The following is a 14,285-nucleotide window of genomic DNA, read 5'->3' on the forward strand; positions in this document are numbered from 1 at the left end:
ATATTTTCGGCCCGGAAGCGGCCGCTTTGACCGCTCTTGAAGCCGCCGCAAGAAAAGTTTTTAAACTCTACGGCGTAAAAGAGCTGCGCATTCCGACGGTGGAACTTAAGGAACTTTTTATAAAATCAACCGGCACCACCACCGATATAGTGCAAAAAGAAATGTACAGTTTTGAAGACGCGGGGCACCGCCTGCTGGCTCTTCGCCCGGAAGGTACGCCGGGGGTTGCTCGCGCTTACATAGAAAACAATTTTACGCAAGCCGCGCCGGTTCAGCAGTTTTTTTATATCGGGAATATGTTTCGCGCGGAACGCCCCCAAGCGGGCCGCTACCGTGAGTTTGAACAAATCGGAGCGGAATTTTTGGGCAATCCTGCCCCCGCGGCCGATGCTCAGGCCATATTGCTTTTAAAGGATATCATGCAGGCTTTCGGCGTAAAAAATTACAGCGTAAAAATAAATTCGCTCGGCTGTGAAAAGTGCCGCCCGCTGTACCGCCAGGCTTTGATTGATTATTTGTCATCTTCAAAAGATACTCTCTGCGAAACCTGCCAAGACAGGCTTGAACGCAATCCGCTGCGCGTATTGGATTGTAAAATAGACGGACACAGATTTGCCGAAGGCGCGCCCAAAATGAAACTTTGCCCCGAATGCGAAGAGCATTTTAACGAAGTTAAAAGGCTGCTGGACGGGAAAATCCCTTATATAGTTGATACTTCCCTCGTGCGCGGGCTTGATTATTATACCAGAACGGTTTTTGAGTTTCAGGCCGGCGACAAATCCCAAAACGCCATTGCGGCCGGCGGACGTTATGACAGCCTTATAAAATCAATGGGCGGCGCGGACATCCCCGCCGTGGGCTGGGCCATGGGCGCGGAAAGGACCTGTTTGGCTTTGGGTTCTTTGCCTGCGGAAGAAGAGGTTAAAGTTTATGTCGTCAGCTTGGAAAAATCCTGCAACGAGTACGCTTTTAACGTAATGCAGAATTTAAGGGCCGATGGCATTATAACCGAAGGCGGCTTGTTTGAGAAAAACCTTAAAGGCCAAATGAAGCAGGCCGACAGAACAAAAGCGCGCTTTGCCGTGATAATCGGCGGAGAAGAAACCGCCCGCGGCTCGGCTAAGCTTAAGGATTTGACCACCGGTGAGCAAAAAGATTATCCGCTTGATGCTCTTGCCGGCGCCATTAAAAATATTAAGTAAAACTTGGTGAATTATGAAAAGAACTAATTACTGCGGCGAAATAACCGCCGCCATGGAAGGAACTAAACAAACGCTTTGCGGGTGGGTGCACGGATACCGCAACCACGGCGGCGTTTTATTTATAGATTTAAGGGACAGAACCGGTTTTGTTCAGCTTGTAGTCGGGCCGGATAACAAAGCCGCTTTTGAGGAAGCTTCCGCTCTGCGCAACGAATATGTAATCTGCGCCAAGGGCGCCGTCGCCAAACGCAAAGAGGGATACGTAAACAAAAATATTCCCACCGGCGAAGTTGAAATTATCGTCGACGAAATTGAAACGCTCAACACCTGCGTGCCTTTGCCTTTTGACATTGATACGGAAAAGAATATATCGGAAGACGTCCGCCTTAAATACCGCTATTTGGATTTAAGGAACGCCCGCATGATAAAAAATCTTACCACCCGCCACCGCCTTGCCCAGGTTATAAGGCGTTATTTTGACGAACACGGCTTTTTGGAAATTGAAACCCCGATTTTAACGCGCTCCACGCCGGAAGGCGCGCGCGATTATTTGGTGCCCTCAAGGGTGCACAACGGCAAGTTTTACGCCTTGCCGCAGAGCCCGCAAATGTTCAAACAAACTTTAATGGCCAGCGGCGTGGACAGATACTTCCAGCTTGCCCGCGCTTTCCGTGACGAGGACCTCAGGGCCGACCGCCAGCCGGAACATACTCAGGTAGATATAGAAATGTCCTTCGTGGAGCTTGATGATATTTTCTCCATAGCCGAAGGCATGATGCAGACGGTTTTTAAAGCGGTGGGGGAGGAAATTAAAACCCCGTTTATACGTATGCCGTATAAAGAAGCTCTTTTGCGCTTCGGCAGCGATAAGCCCGATATGCGTTTTGATATGGAAATTTCCGATATTACGGATATCTTCAAAAATACCGCTTTTAAAGTTTTTGAGGCCGTTATTAAAGACGGCGGAGCGATACGCGCTTTAAGGGCCGAAGCTTCCGCCGATAAACTCAGCCGTGGCGCGATTGACAAACTTACGGAGCTTGTAAAGAAAAACGGCGCGAAAGGCCTTGTTTGGCTTAAGTTCAAAGCCGGTAAATTTGAGGGGCCTTCCGCCAAGTTCTTCAGCGAAAGCGAACTGGAAGCTTTGCGCGGCGGCTTAAACGCCAATGAGGGCGACACCGTTTTTATCGGCAGCGACGTTAAAGCCGATACCTGCGCTTTGTTTATGGGCGCTTTAAGAAAAGAACTTATAAAAGTTCTCGGCCTTAAGCCGAAAACCAAATGGGCCCCGCTGTGGGTGGTCAACTTCCCTCTGCTGGAATACATCCCCGAGGAAGACCGCTACGACGCGGCGCACAATCCTTTTACCGCGCCCGTCAAAGAGGATATACCTCTCTTGGATACGGACCCTTTAAAAGTGCGCTCTTATCAGTTTGATATGGTGCTTAACGGTATGGAATTGGCATCCGGCTCGGTCCGCAACCATAGGCGCGATATACAAGAAAAGATTTTGGCTTTAATGAAGCATTCCAAAGAAGAAGCCGCAAGGCGCTTCGGGATGCTTTTAAACGCTTTGGAGCGCGGTACGCCTCCGCACGGCGGTATGGGCCTTGGCTTTGACAGGCTTACCGCTTTAATCTGCGGGGAAGATTCCATTAAGGAAGTTATCGCTTTCCCCAAAACGACGGCGGCTTCCTGCCCGCTGACGGAATCGCCGAATATAGTGGATCAAAAGCAATTGGACGAACTCGGCATAGCCGTAACTCATACCGAGGAGGAAGACGCAAAGTAAACCTGTAGGTTTTGAAATTAGGATACAGGCTTTTTAAAAGCCTTAAATAAAATTGTTTTTAAGACTGATTTTTTGGTGCCGGATAATGCCCGGCCATATCAAAGTTTAAAACTTTGGTAAGCTTCAACCCCAAAAAACTGTCGCTGATATAAGGAGCCGCCCGCCCTATGGGTGCGGCTCGCTTCGGCGGCATTTTTTTCCGTGTGGGTTGAAGCTCATGGAAGATATGCCGCTTTTTTATATGCGGCCTTAAATTATGTTAATACTTTTAATTTGGCTGCTTTTGTTTGTCTTTTGCTCTTTGGTTTTTATCGGCTCGAGCGATTGAAACGCTTAATTCTTGTTTCTTTCCATGTGCGCGCCCGCATAATATTAAATATAAAAAACATATTGCCCAAAATATAAATTATTGTTATATTTAATATATAGGGGTTTAAATCGTTTCTCAATTTTAATTTTACGGGTGGTCTATGCGTAAGTTTGCTTTTTTTGTTTTGCTTTGTGCGTTGTTTGCTCCTCTTAACGCGCAGAGAATGGTTAAATATATAACTTTTTACCCGATACCGTACGGCAACCATGACAGGCTTGATGTAAAGAATACGGCAATAATAAGCGGACGGGACGGCGGTAAAAGCGAAGTCGCAGGAAGGCTTACCGTGCCAGGCGCGGTTACTTTGGACGGCATTTTGCGCCTTAAGGAAACCGGCGGAAGCAATGTAACAACCACCGGCACCATAAGAAGCGGCGACGTCAATACCGTTATGGCTTACGGCCGTGCGGATTTAATCGGCCCGAGCAATACCGTTGAAGCTTTGGATAATAATGTAGACTATGCTTATGTTGCGGACGAAACTTCGGTCAACTCTAATGTAAAAATAGGTTCTTACGCCCTTACCAATTTGGCGGGCGGATGTGCTTCAACGCCGAACTGGTGCCCTTTAAGGCTTAAAGGCAGCGAAGAATGCAAGTATTATCTTACCTGCGGCAGCTGCAATGAGGCCTCTAACGGATGTGACGCCCCGGATTTGCCCGAGTGCGAATTTGGCCCGTGGCAGATAGGCCCTGCAAATATACAGGATACTTGCGGGGATTCCCAAAGGGAGGGCTGTATACAGACGCACGCATGCGGAACGGAAAATTTCCCCTGCACCGCTTTAAGAGAAGCCGTTTCGGCCTCTATCCCTGCGACGTTTAACTGCGGGAGGGGCGATACTCCTTCGGCTTATTGTTATACTGGAAGCAAGCAATGCACCGACGCCAATCTTACATGGTTTTGCGGCCAGCATGACGGGGCTAAGCGTATGATTATCAACGGTACTTATTATGCGGTTGAAATATGCAGTTTTTCAAATGTAAGCGACGCTACATTCTGGTGCCGGGAAAATCCTTCTAAACCGGGCTGTATTTTGTACGGCAACGCCGCTTCCGCAGCGGGCACGCAGGCTTGTTACAGTTCTTATACGATTTACAGCTCTTCCAGTGCAAGCTGTCATACGGCTACGGCTAATGTGGGCGGATATATCTGCCAGGGCGGTACGGGCGATACCAGCACGATGTATTACAGGGTTTGCGGCGGTTAGTTCCCGGAGACCTTTTTAAGATTTGTTTTATAAATTAATTTTAGCAGGCGGAGGAAGTATGAAAAAGACCGCGGTTGTTTTGTTGTTTTTATTTGTTCTTTTGCCTTTAAACGCGCAAAGGATGATCAAATATATAACTTTTTATCCTGTTCCTTACGGCAGCCACGCCAGCCTTACGGTTGCGAACGAGTTCATGATAAATATGGGCACGGATACTGAGGATAAAGCCTATAAGACGGAAATCGAAGGAGATTTTTCCGTCGCAAAGGAATCTGCTATAGAAGGCTTTGCGGATATCAGGGGCGAAGGAACGCTTACCACAACGGGAACGGTGAGAAGCGGAAATGATGCCGATGCCTTTGGCGTATACGAAAGCAAGGCTTATTCTACATATGGTACTACATATTTAAGAGACCCTAACCAAACATTACAAAGCCTAACTTCAACTAGTAGTTCCTCTTTTAACGCTTCGAAAACTTTTCTTAACGAAGTCAATCTGGGTAATTTGTCCGCTTGCGCTTCCGGCGCGCAATGGCGCAGTTTAAGGCTTAAAGGCAGCCAGGACTGCAAAATGTATTTAACTTGCGGCGGAAGCGGCGAGAACACCGGTTGTACAACGCCTATATTCAGCTGTAAAAGGGGCTATTGTATGGAAAACGGAGTTTGCGTTCTCCCGAAGTCTACCACAAGGACTTGTTCTTCCGCTTACGCAAACGCCGTTTCCGGCACGCAGAATCGTACGGCTAGTTGCACGGGTTCCGGCTGGACTTACGGTTCTTGGTACGGGAAATGCACTTGCGCCTCCGGATACAGTTGGAACAGCTACAGCGGCTGCACTTGCCAGCCCGATAAAGTTTATTGCCAAGGTATGCCCATTACAGTTGCTCAGGCAAGCACTTGCTATCATGGTATATGGTCTTCTACAAAATGCAGCGGTATTTGTTGCTGTCTTGGGGATACCCCTAAACTTATGAGTAATGGCACTCCGGCTTGTGTAGGAACAGACTCCCACGGGCTTACAATATATAAGTCGGCTTGCGTCTGCCAAACTAAAGGAAGCAACGGCTTGATAGTAAATTAATTTATGATTTAAATGGGCAGTTGCAGGCTGCGCGCAGACTTAAAGCAAACATTTATAAGGAGCGGAGAGTTTAACTCTCCGCCCCTTTATTAATCGTATAATTCCGTATCCGGCCTAGAAATATATGTCGCGCTCGCCTTTGGCGACCTTTTCCAAATTGGCTTTGGTCTGCTCCGCTCTGGCGGGGGGGAGGTCCTTCATCATTTTTTCAATAAGGGCCAATCCTCTCGCTTTTAGATCTTCGGAAGCGAAGTCGTAGAGGTATTCCGCAAAAGTGAACATTGCATTAGGCAGACAATGCGCTTTTATAAGGCCTGGTTTTGCCAAGTCCATAAAATCTTTGCCTACTCTGCCAAGGCGGTAGCATCCCGTGCAGAAAGAGGGGATATAACCGTGGTCCACTATGTCGGAGATTACGGCCTCAAGCGGGCGGTGGTCGCCGCGGGTAAATTGCTCGTCGGCGTTGTCGTCTTCATACCCGCCGGGGTTTGTTTTACTGCCGCCGGATATTTGGGATATGCCAAGCTCAAAAGCGGCGCGGCGCATGTCGGCGTTTTCCCTTGTGCTTAATATTATGCCGGTATAAGGAACCGCAAGCCTGAGCACGGCTATAATCTTTTTAAAATCTTCATCGCTTACGGCATATGGCGGGTGCTCGCTTAAAGGCGATCCGCAGGCGGGTTCTATCCTGGGTACGGAAATAGTATGAGGCCCTACGCCGTATTTATCTTCTAAATCTTTAACGTGCTGAAGCATGGACAAGACTTCAAATCTGTAATCGTAAAGCCCTAAAAGCGCGCCTATGCCGACGTCGTTTATACCCGCTTCAATGGCTCTGTGCATACCGGTTACGCGGAAGTTATAATCGGCTTTTTTGCCGGCGACGTGCATTTTACGGTAAGTGTCTTTGTGATAGGTTTCCTGAAACAGCTGAAAAGTGCCTATATTGTGTTTTTTAAGCTCTTTAAATTCCTCAATGGTAAGAGGGGCGATGTTTACGTTTACGCGCCTTATATTGTTTTTGCCGTCCCTGGCCGCGTAAATGGAGTCTATGGAGTCAAAAACGTATTTAAGGCCCGCGCCGGTATACGATTCACCGGCAACCATAAGAACCCTTTTATGTCCTTGTTTTAAGAGCGTTTCCGTTTCTCGTTTGATTTCTTCCTGATTTAAAGCCCTGCGGTGGAGCTCTTTATTGGAGGCTCTGAACGCGCAGTAAAGGCACTCGTTAAAACATACGTTTGATATATAAAGCGGGGCAAACAGCACCAGTCTGTTGCCGTAAATTTGCGTCTTGATGTATTTAGCCGTTTTATACAGCTCTTCAATTAAGTCTTTATCCGTCAGGTTGAGCAGGGCGGCGGCTTGTTCGTGGGATATTCCTTTAAGTTCGCGCGCCTGTGTAAGAATGTCTAAAATCCTTTGTTTGTCGCTGTTTTGGGTTTTAGATAAATTTTCAAAAATTAATTCTTCGTTTATCATACTTATATTGTACAACTTTAAAACTTCTTCGGCGGGGAAAAAGGCGTTTGCCCGCCTAAAAAAATAAAACCCGCCGGTTAGACGGGTTTTAAAACTGTTGTGCGGAGGCTTCCGCTATTTTGCCGCCAAAAACATATGGCTGAAGGAAAACGTTACGCCTACGTAAAGGTTTTCCCCGCGCGGGCCGACGTATTTACCTTGGGCCGTATAGTAATTGATAAACGGCGCGACGGAAAGATTTTTAAGTACCAAAACGTCTAATCTCGCGTCAAGTTCCAAGGAGTAATCCAAATCGGTGGCCTGCTTTTCGCTTTCATAGCAATAATCGCGGAAAGTGCCGGTAAATTTGGCTTTTACGCCTTCGCGGATATTGTATTCAAGGCCTATGCCGGCTTCATAACCGTATTTGGTGGATTCTTCCGGGTATGTAAAATCGTATTCCATAAAACCGGCGGCGAATAAGGACTTAAGATATTTGCCTTCAAAAAGTTTCGCGCCGGCATTGCCCCTTATTATTTTTTTGAGGGGGGAATCACCGCTGGAATTAAATTCCGTTTCATAAGCCAGAGAAACAAACGGACCGGCCTCAAACCCGCCAAGGAAATCCTTAACGTGCCAAAGCCTTAAAGTATAATCGGAAGAAAGCAAAATCCTATCGGCGTTTTCGGTCGTCAGTTTTTCGCCTTCGGCCGGTTTAATGGTGGTTTTGCCGTATTCCATAAACAAAGCGTTTGACCATAAATAATTTTGGCCGAAGTAATCGCCGGAAAAGTGAAATCTGCCTTTTATGAGTTTTTGGGAGTCGGCGTTCAATTTTGCATCCGGGAAGTCTTTGTAATCTTCGGAGTTTTTGACTTCGGTGGAAGTCAAATCCAAAGCCAGGGTTTTAAGCTCAAGCTGCCAGCCGGTTTTTTTGCCGTCCTGGGCGTAAGAATTTAAGCAGCATAATAAAAAAGCCGCCAAAATAACGAGTATTTTTTTATTCATTAATTAGCTCCGTTGTTGTAATTTATATAGAAAGGCCCGCTGTCAGCGGGCCTAAACGAATTTATTTAAGGTCTGAAGTGCAGTTGGGGCATTTTACGGCGTTGATGTTGATAACGCTTTTGCAAAACGGACATTCTTTAGTTGTAGGAACAGCTTCGACCGGGGCGGGTTCTTTTCTTAATTTGCTTACGATTTTTACCATCATAAATACCGCCCAGGCGGTAATCAAAAAGCTTATGGCGTTATTGATGAAAGCGCCCAAATTCAGCACTACCGCGCCGGCGCTTTGCGCGGCCTCTATTGAAGCGTAAGGGCCTGCAACGGCGGAACCGTCTTTAAGAGTAAAAAACAATCCGCTGAAGTTTATTTTGGAAAGCAACAGGCTGATAGGGGGCATAATTAAGTCTTTAACGATGGAATTTACCACTCCGTTAAAAGCCGCGCCTAAAATAATACCTACTGCCATATCAACCATATTTCCTTTTACCGCAAAATTTTTAAAGTCGGTAAAAAGATTTTTAATGTAAGTTACCATTTCTTTTTTATCTCCTTTTAATTTAAAACACCCCTTTTTAAAAAAGGGGTGTTTGCGTTCCTTTTAATATATTTTAGCAATTATAGCTTGCCGAATACCACTTTTACCACTTGTTCCATATGCGTTACCGGGATAAGCTTAAGCTCTTTCCTTATTTGTTCGGGTATTTCGGAAACGTCCTTTTCGTTGGCTTGAGGGTAAAGTATCGTCTTGATATTTTCCCTGTAAGCCGCGAGGAATTTTTCCTTAATCCCGCCGACAGGCAGAACGCGCCCGGTTATGGTTATTTCGCCCGTCATCGCAACGGCTTTTTTAACGGGTTTGTTCGTGATGACGCTTAATAACGCGGTGCATATTGCGGTTCCGGCGGAAGGCCCGTCCTTGGGCACGGCCCCTTCCGGGAAGTGCAAATGGAAGTCCGTCTTATCAAATGCAAACTTTTTGGCGTAGTCTTTGCTCCTGATAAAGCTTAAGGCCGCGCGGACGCTTTCCTTCATAACGTCGCCGAGTTTGCCCGTCAAAATAAGCTGGCCTTTGCCGCGGAATTTCGTCGCTTCTATGGCTAAAGTTTCGCCGCCGACGGAAGTCCACGCCAAACCTGTGGCTATGCCTATGCCGTTTTCTTCCGCGAAAGTGTTGGAATATCTCGGTATGCCAAGGAAGTTATGCAGGTTCTTTGCCGTAACTTTTATGGCTTTTTTCTTTTTGTCTTCAAGATATTGCTTCGCGGCTTTGCGGCATATCGTGCCGATTTCACGCTCGAAATTGCGTACGCCGCCTTCACGGACGTATTCGCGCATTATAAGGTCCAAGGCCGGGGTTTCCACCTTTAAAGATTCTTCCGGCAGGCCGTGTTCCTTCATCTGCCTGGGCAGAAGGTAACGGCGGGCGATTTCGCGCTTTTCATAGTGCGTATAGCCGGAAAATTCAATAATTTCCAATCTGTCCCTTAAGGTTACCGGTATGGAACTTAAGGAGTTGGCCGTAGTTATGAACATTACTTTGGAAACGTCAAAAGGAACGTCCAAATAATGGTCCACAAAGTCCTTATTTTGTTCGGGATCCAAAAGCTCCAGCAGGGCCGCCGCCGGATCGCCGCGCCAATCTGAACCCATTTTGTCTATTTCGTCAAGCAGAAATACCGGGTTATTGCTTTTGGCTTTGTTTATACCTTGGATAATGCGCCCGGGCATGGAGCCTATATAAGTGCGTCTGTGCCCGCGGATTTCGCTTTCGTCGCGGACTCCGCCTAAGGACATTCTTATAAACTTGCGCCCTATCGCCTGCGCTATGGATTTGGCTATTGAAGTCTTACCCGTTCCCGGAGGCCCTACAAAGCAAAGTACGGGCCCTTTAAGGCTCTTGGTAAGCTGTCTTACGGCTAAATATTCCAAAATTCTTTCTTTTACCTTATCCAAACCGAAGTGGCCTTCGTCCAACACTTTTTTGGCTTTGTCTATATCAAGAACATCCTCGGTGGAAACGGCCCAAGGCATATTTACGAGCCAGTCAAGAAAAGTCCTTGATACCGTGGATTCCGGCGAGAACGGCGCCATTTTTGAAAGCCTTTCAATTTCCTTTTCCGCCGCTTCGGCCGCGTATTTGGGCAGATTGTTCTTTTTGATTTTGGCTTTAAGTTCGTCTATATCTTTTTGGAAGTCGTCTTTTTGCCTGAGCTCTTTTTGAATGGCTTTCATCTGCTCGTTAAGATAGTATTCCTTTTGGGATTTTTCTATCTGGCTTCTTACCTTGGAGTGGATTTTTTCCTCGAGGGAAATTATTTCCACTTCGCTGGCGAGCAGTTTTAACAGCTTCTCAAGGCGCGGCTTGACGGGCACGGTTTCCAAAATATCCTGTCTGTCCTGCGTCTTTACTATTATGTTTGAAGCTATCGTATCTGCCAGTTTGGAAGGATCTTCAATCTGCCTTAAGAAGGAAACGCCTTCTATGGCTATGCGCCTGGTTACCATGGCGTATTCTTCAAACTGATCCAAAGTTTGGCGCATAAGGGCCTTAATTTCGGCGTCGGGTTTGGTATCGTCGGAGGGATACTCAGCATTGGCGTACCAGCATTTCGCCACCGGGTTAAATTCCAAATTGTTGATTTTGGCCCTGGCTATACCCTGCAAAAACACTTTCATGCTGCCGTCGGGCATTTTGAGGGATTGGGTAATCTCCGCCAATACGCCGAATTTGTAAATATCGTCGGCGGTCGGTTCTTCGGTTTCGGCCGCTTTTTGGGAGACGGCTATAATGTACTTGCCGGTTGTGCCGAGAGCAAGCTCTATCGCCATTACTGATTTTTGCCTGTCTACGGATATCGGCAAAGACATGCCCGGGAACATTACCACATCCCTTACGGCTATGGCCGGAAGGTTCGCCGGGTATGAGGTTTGTTGTTTTATGTCGTCTATTATATTCATATCGTTTTACCCCGTAAAAGTCGGAAGTTTGCCGCTTTTACATATTTCGCGGTTTTTGACCGCAATATTATTATATCCAATTTTAGCAAATAAAACAATACTCTGCTAATTATGGTGTTTCGTTTGATGAGAGTAAATTATAATCCAAAATTGTGGCGTTCAGAGGTGAACTTACGGCGAGAATAAAAAACAGTTGATTGTTTTTGATAAAAATAAGTGTCATTTTAAGGTATACAAATTTAAAACGCAAATCTTCCGTTCTTATTGTTCGCTCCCTGCGTTTTGTTGTGTTTTTTAATTATTTTTATAAGGAGAAAATTGATATGAAAAGAATATTGCTTTTGCCGATATTTTCTTTGGCAATGTTTATAGGTTTAGCAGCTTTTGCGGAAGAAAACTCTTCTGACGTGGAAGTTTCGGTAAGTAAGGCGGAACAAATTTCGTCTGAGGAAGAAAATCCCTTAATAAATGCTGTTAGGCGGGGGATGTTAAAAGGTTAAAGAACTCCCGGGCCTAATCCGCGCCGGGGTTATTTTTGTTATATGTGCAATCTGAAATTAACGCTTCTTTTTATGTGGTATATTAACGCATGCGACGCCTTTCCCTGCGGGGGAAAGAATGTCCCCCGAAGTTTTGGCGGAGTTTTGCTCTGAAGAAGCATTTGCCTGTATATTTTCCGTAGTTTCGTGTATTATTAAGGAGCGGCCCCTTAAATCTTGCATTTTTAAATCGCGGGAGATTATTATCACCCTTATTGTTCCGTCGCTTCCGTCCAACAGCGGAAACTGCGTTTTTACAATATTCCCGGAAAGGGCTTCCTTCGGGGCGCGGCAGGATTGGGCGTCTTCATGTAAATATAAACTGTAATTGCCGGGTTTTATTTTATCTACGCTGACAAACATCTTTAATACGCCGGAATTTTCAACGGGAATCAGCAATCCTATTTGTTTGCCGCGGCGGTTTCCGTCAAAAGCGTAAAAAGGAAACTCGGACTGTTCCCTTTCCGAACATCCGTAATAAAATAAAATCTGTGCAAAAAGCAGGCAATATATAAGCTTTTTCATATAGAGATAATTACTTTAAACTGTTATAGTTATTTTTAATTATATAAAATTATAGCGCAGTGGCATAGTATTTTTTATGGGAATAAGATAACAATATCCCTGAAACACGCCGGCTGAGGGGGGGATTCATCGGACTAAGCCGTTAAAACTGTGAGGGGAATAAAACTTGGTGCGGATATCAAGCTCATAGCTTTATATGGGGGGATGGGGAACCCGGCAAAATCATGCGCCTGTAAGGGCAGAGGGATTATATTAATCCTGTTTTATTATATCTTCCGTAACTTTATTTAGTTTTAATTGTATAGTTTCTGTTTTTTGAGGATCCAAATTGTAATGTTTGGCAAGCAGTTCGGGCTTTATAAAAGCCAGCTTGGATTGGGGGCCGTCTTCCCAAAGGATAATTTTTATGGGAAGCATTCCCGCGGTTTCTATATTTTGGGCTATCAGTTCCCCCGCTTCCGGCAGATTTAGAAGGAGTAAGTAAGCTTTAGGTAAATTTGAGTCGGTGTCCGCTATTGCAATTTCCGCTGTTACGGGTATATTTTGCGCTTCTAAGGCGTTTTTTGCACGTTCTAAACTTTGCTGTATTGTATAAGGCGACGGCGTTATTTGAAGCTCAATTCCTTGCCTGCTGCCGCTTTCCCCCCAGCCTATATAGGCAAAAATCCCCGCCGTCAGCAATATTATTATAAGAATATACACTTTGTTTGCCATTAGTCATTCTCCTTTAAATGAAACTGCCCCTAATCTAAATATAAGCTTTTTTATGCCTTTTACAACATTGCTTTAAATATAGATACAAGTTTGCGGATTTTAATGTAAATTACAAATCCGGCAGGGATTTTTTGCCGGCAGAAAACCGAGTTTTATAGTTTTTTGGCTTATATTCCTTTTTAATATTAAAGGAACGTGGTAACCTGCTGCGGTCTTGGCTCTAAATTAAGTCCATTATTCTTCCCTGCTTTTGTAGAAAACAATCCTTAAATGTATAAAAGGGCAATTTTATTCCCAGATATTTTTATTAAACAGATTATCTTATATAAGCAGTTAGCCTAGAATCTGAAGCCCTAAAATTCCTTTTATATTTACCTTTGGTCAGCCGTTTTTCCTTTTTTAATTCCTAAACATAAATAGCGTTTACATTTATATTTTGCGCTAAAATATTAAGTTATAGAATAAAAATAGTTCTAAAACTGATAAAAATCTCTAAAATGCGCCATATCGCGTTTTAAACATTCAGCCATATCCCAGGTACCCCAAAACGCTTAAAACGCAAATTTTAAATGGGCTATATTTAGTTATGGATATATTTTAATTCCATAATGTCTATTAAAAAAGTGTTAAAAATATTTTAAAGAGGGGGATTTTTGCGATTTAAATATGTTGAAAAAAGCCTCTGAAAGCTTATTTTAAAAACGGATTTTTTAAACATTTTCAGGTCCGTTTTTCTGCAAATAAAAACTTAAAAATCAAACATTGCCGGGCAAATTAAACTGCAGTTTTGCAAAATCTCTTTCTAGAAAAAATAAAAAACTATAAATTATATTAATTTATAATAAAAAACATTGATAAAATCGATATAATATAACTTTTATTAATAAATATTATAACTATAAAAACCCCCTTTTTTAATCTCAAATTAATTAACATAATAAAAATTATCACAAGTAAAATAATTCAAAAAAACGCTGTCTTATAACTCCCCTTTTTTAAACTGAAGCTATTTCCTTTTATTTGTTTTTCGCTTGATATTCAAGTATCCGGTTTTAAGCCTTTTTATACTTAAAAAAGTTTGTTCGTAAAAATTATTTGGAATTAATTTAATTCCATATCTTTTATTTTATTGCTTATCTTTTTTTAAATAAAAAACTCGTTTTAATTAAAAAAATATTAAATTAAGAATTTTCTTGGTCTTTATAAAAATGGTAATAGAATAACATTTTGGAATAAAAATAATTCCTTAACTTGTAAATATATTCTCATTTTCTGCAAATCGGGTAATATACTATTCTGCAGAAATATGATTAAAGTTTTATAGTAATTGGCGGAAATTGCGCCTAAACTACTGACTTCCGAACTTGCCTGCCCTTGTCCGTGCTGCCAGAATCCTTAACACCCTTCAGGCCTTTATTTAACACT

At 44.0% G+C, this 14,285-nt stretch carries 11 protein-coding genes; 5 read left to right on the forward strand and 6 right to left on the reverse strand.

The window, feature by feature from the left end; genetic code table 11:
* The 4 genes from hisS to ACQY26_RS06485 form a co-directional block, all read left to right on the forward strand.
* On the forward strand, positions 1 to 1,202 hold a 1,202-nt coding region (gene hisS / locus ACQY26_RS06470), incomplete at its 5' end, for a histidine--tRNA ligase (RefSeq protein ID WP_428048326.1).
* 13 nt (positions 1,203 to 1,215) lie between these two features.
* A complete protein-coding gene (gene aspS / locus ACQY26_RS06475) occupies positions 1,216 to 2,994 on the forward strand; it encodes an aspartate--tRNA ligase (RefSeq protein ID WP_428048327.1) in 1,779 nt (592 codons plus the stop codon).
* A gap of 470 nt (positions 2,995 to 3,464) precedes the next feature.
* A complete protein-coding gene (locus ACQY26_RS06480; RefSeq protein WP_428048328.1) occupies positions 3,465 to 4,574 on the forward strand; it encodes a hypothetical protein in 1,110 nt (369 codons plus the stop codon).
* Between the two features lie 58 nt (positions 4,575 to 4,632).
* Positions 4,633 to 5,655 carry a hypothetical protein gene (locus ACQY26_RS06485; RefSeq protein WP_428048329.1) on the forward strand — a complete coding sequence of 341 codons (1,023 nt, stop codon included), beginning with the start codon at positions 4,633 to 4,635 and terminating at the stop codon, positions 5,653 to 5,655.
* Between the two features lie 114 nt (positions 5,656 to 5,769).
* Here the strand turns inward: ACQY26_RS06485 and hydG are convergent, their stop codons facing one another.
* The 4 genes from hydG to lon all read right to left on the reverse strand — a co-directional run bounded on the left by hydG (position 5,770) and on the right by lon (position 11,082).
* Positions 5,770 to 7,137, reverse strand: a complete 1,368-nt coding sequence (gene hydG / locus ACQY26_RS06490; RefSeq protein ID WP_428048330.1) for a [FeFe] hydrogenase H-cluster radical SAM maturase HydG — start codon at positions 7,135 to 7,137, stop codon at positions 5,770 to 5,772.
* A gap of 114 nt (positions 7,138 to 7,251) precedes the next feature.
* The gene (locus tag ACQY26_RS06495) at positions 7,252 to 8,124 is read right to left on the reverse strand and encodes a hypothetical protein (RefSeq protein ID WP_428048331.1); all 873 of its coding nucleotides are present in this window, start codon (positions 8,122 to 8,124) and stop codon (positions 7,252 to 7,254) included.
* Positions 8,125 to 8,185: 61 nt separating this feature from the next.
* Positions 8,186 to 8,659: a large conductance mechanosensitive channel protein MscL gene (gene mscL, locus ACQY26_RS06500; protein WP_428048332.1), complete on the reverse strand. Its 474-nt coding sequence runs from the start codon at positions 8,657 to 8,659 to the stop codon at positions 8,186 to 8,188.
* Positions 8,660 to 8,739: 80 nt separating this feature from the next.
* Positions 8,740 to 11,082: an endopeptidase La gene (lon, locus tag ACQY26_RS06505; protein ID WP_428048333.1), complete on the reverse strand. Its 2,343-nt coding sequence runs from the start codon at positions 11,080 to 11,082 to the stop codon at positions 8,740 to 8,742.
* A gap of 323 nt (positions 11,083 to 11,405) precedes the next feature.
* On the opposite strand from lon, the gene ACQY26_RS06510 reads away from it, so the two are divergent.
* Complete coding sequence (locus ACQY26_RS06510) at positions 11,406 to 11,582, forward strand: hypothetical protein (protein WP_428048334.1); 177 nt, start codon at positions 11,406 to 11,408, stop codon at positions 11,580 to 11,582.
* 57 nt (positions 11,583 to 11,639) lie between these two features.
* Here ACQY26_RS06510 and ACQY26_RS06515 read toward each other — a convergent pair whose 3' ends face one another.
* Both ACQY26_RS06515 and ACQY26_RS06520 read right to left on the reverse strand, forming a co-directional pair.
* The gene (locus tag ACQY26_RS06515) at positions 11,640 to 12,146 is read right to left on the reverse strand and encodes a hypothetical protein (RefSeq protein ID WP_428048335.1); all 507 of its coding nucleotides are present in this window, start codon (positions 12,144 to 12,146) and stop codon (positions 11,640 to 11,642) included.
* A 252-nt stretch (positions 12,147 to 12,398) separates the two neighbouring features.
* On the reverse strand, positions 12,399 to 12,860 hold the full coding sequence (locus ACQY26_RS06520; protein WP_428048336.1) for a hypothetical protein: 462 nt from the start codon (positions 12,858 to 12,860) through the stop codon (positions 12,399 to 12,401).
* Between the last annotated feature and the right edge of the window lie 1,425 nt (positions 12,861 to 14,285).

This window comes from Candidatus Proelusimicrobium excrementi, assembly GCF_937881865.1.
GTDB lineage: Bacteria > Elusimicrobiota > Elusimicrobia > Elusimicrobiales > Elusimicrobiaceae > Proelusimicrobium > Proelusimicrobium excrementi.

Coding starts and splice junctions, on each gene's coding strand:
- mscL (WP_428048332.1), bottom strand. CDS start 8,659: ATGGTAACTTACATTAAAAATCTTTTTACCGACTTTAAAAATTTTGCG.
- hydG (WP_428048330.1), bottom strand. CDS start 7,137: ATGATAAACGAAGAATTAATTTTTGAAAATTTATCTAAAACCCAAAAC.
- ACQY26_RS06485 (WP_428048329.1), top strand. CDS start 4,633: ATGAAAAAGACCGCGGTTGTTTTGTTGTTTTTATTTGTTCTTTTGCCT.
- ACQY26_RS06495 (WP_428048331.1), bottom strand. CDS start 8,124: ATGAATAAAAAAATACTCGTTATTTTGGCGGCTTTTTTATTATGCTGC.
- ACQY26_RS06520 (WP_428048336.1), bottom strand. CDS start 12,860: ATGGCAAACAAAGTGTATATTCTTATAATAATATTGCTGACGGCGGGG.
- ACQY26_RS06515 (WP_428048335.1), bottom strand. CDS start 12,146: ATGAAAAAGCTTATATATTGCCTGCTTTTTGCACAGATTTTATTTTAT.
- aspS (WP_428048327.1), top strand. CDS start 1,216: ATGAAAAGAACTAATTACTGCGGCGAAATAACCGCCGCCATGGAAGGA.
- lon (WP_428048333.1), bottom strand. CDS start 11,082: ATGAATATAATAGACGACATAAAACAACAAACCTCATACCCGGCGAAC.
- ACQY26_RS06510 (WP_428048334.1), top strand. CDS start 11,406: ATGAAAAGAATATTGCTTTTGCCGATATTTTCTTTGGCAATGTTTATA.
- ACQY26_RS06480 (WP_428048328.1), top strand. CDS start 3,465: ATGCGTAAGTTTGCTTTTTTTGTTTTGCTTTGTGCGTTGTTTGCTCCT.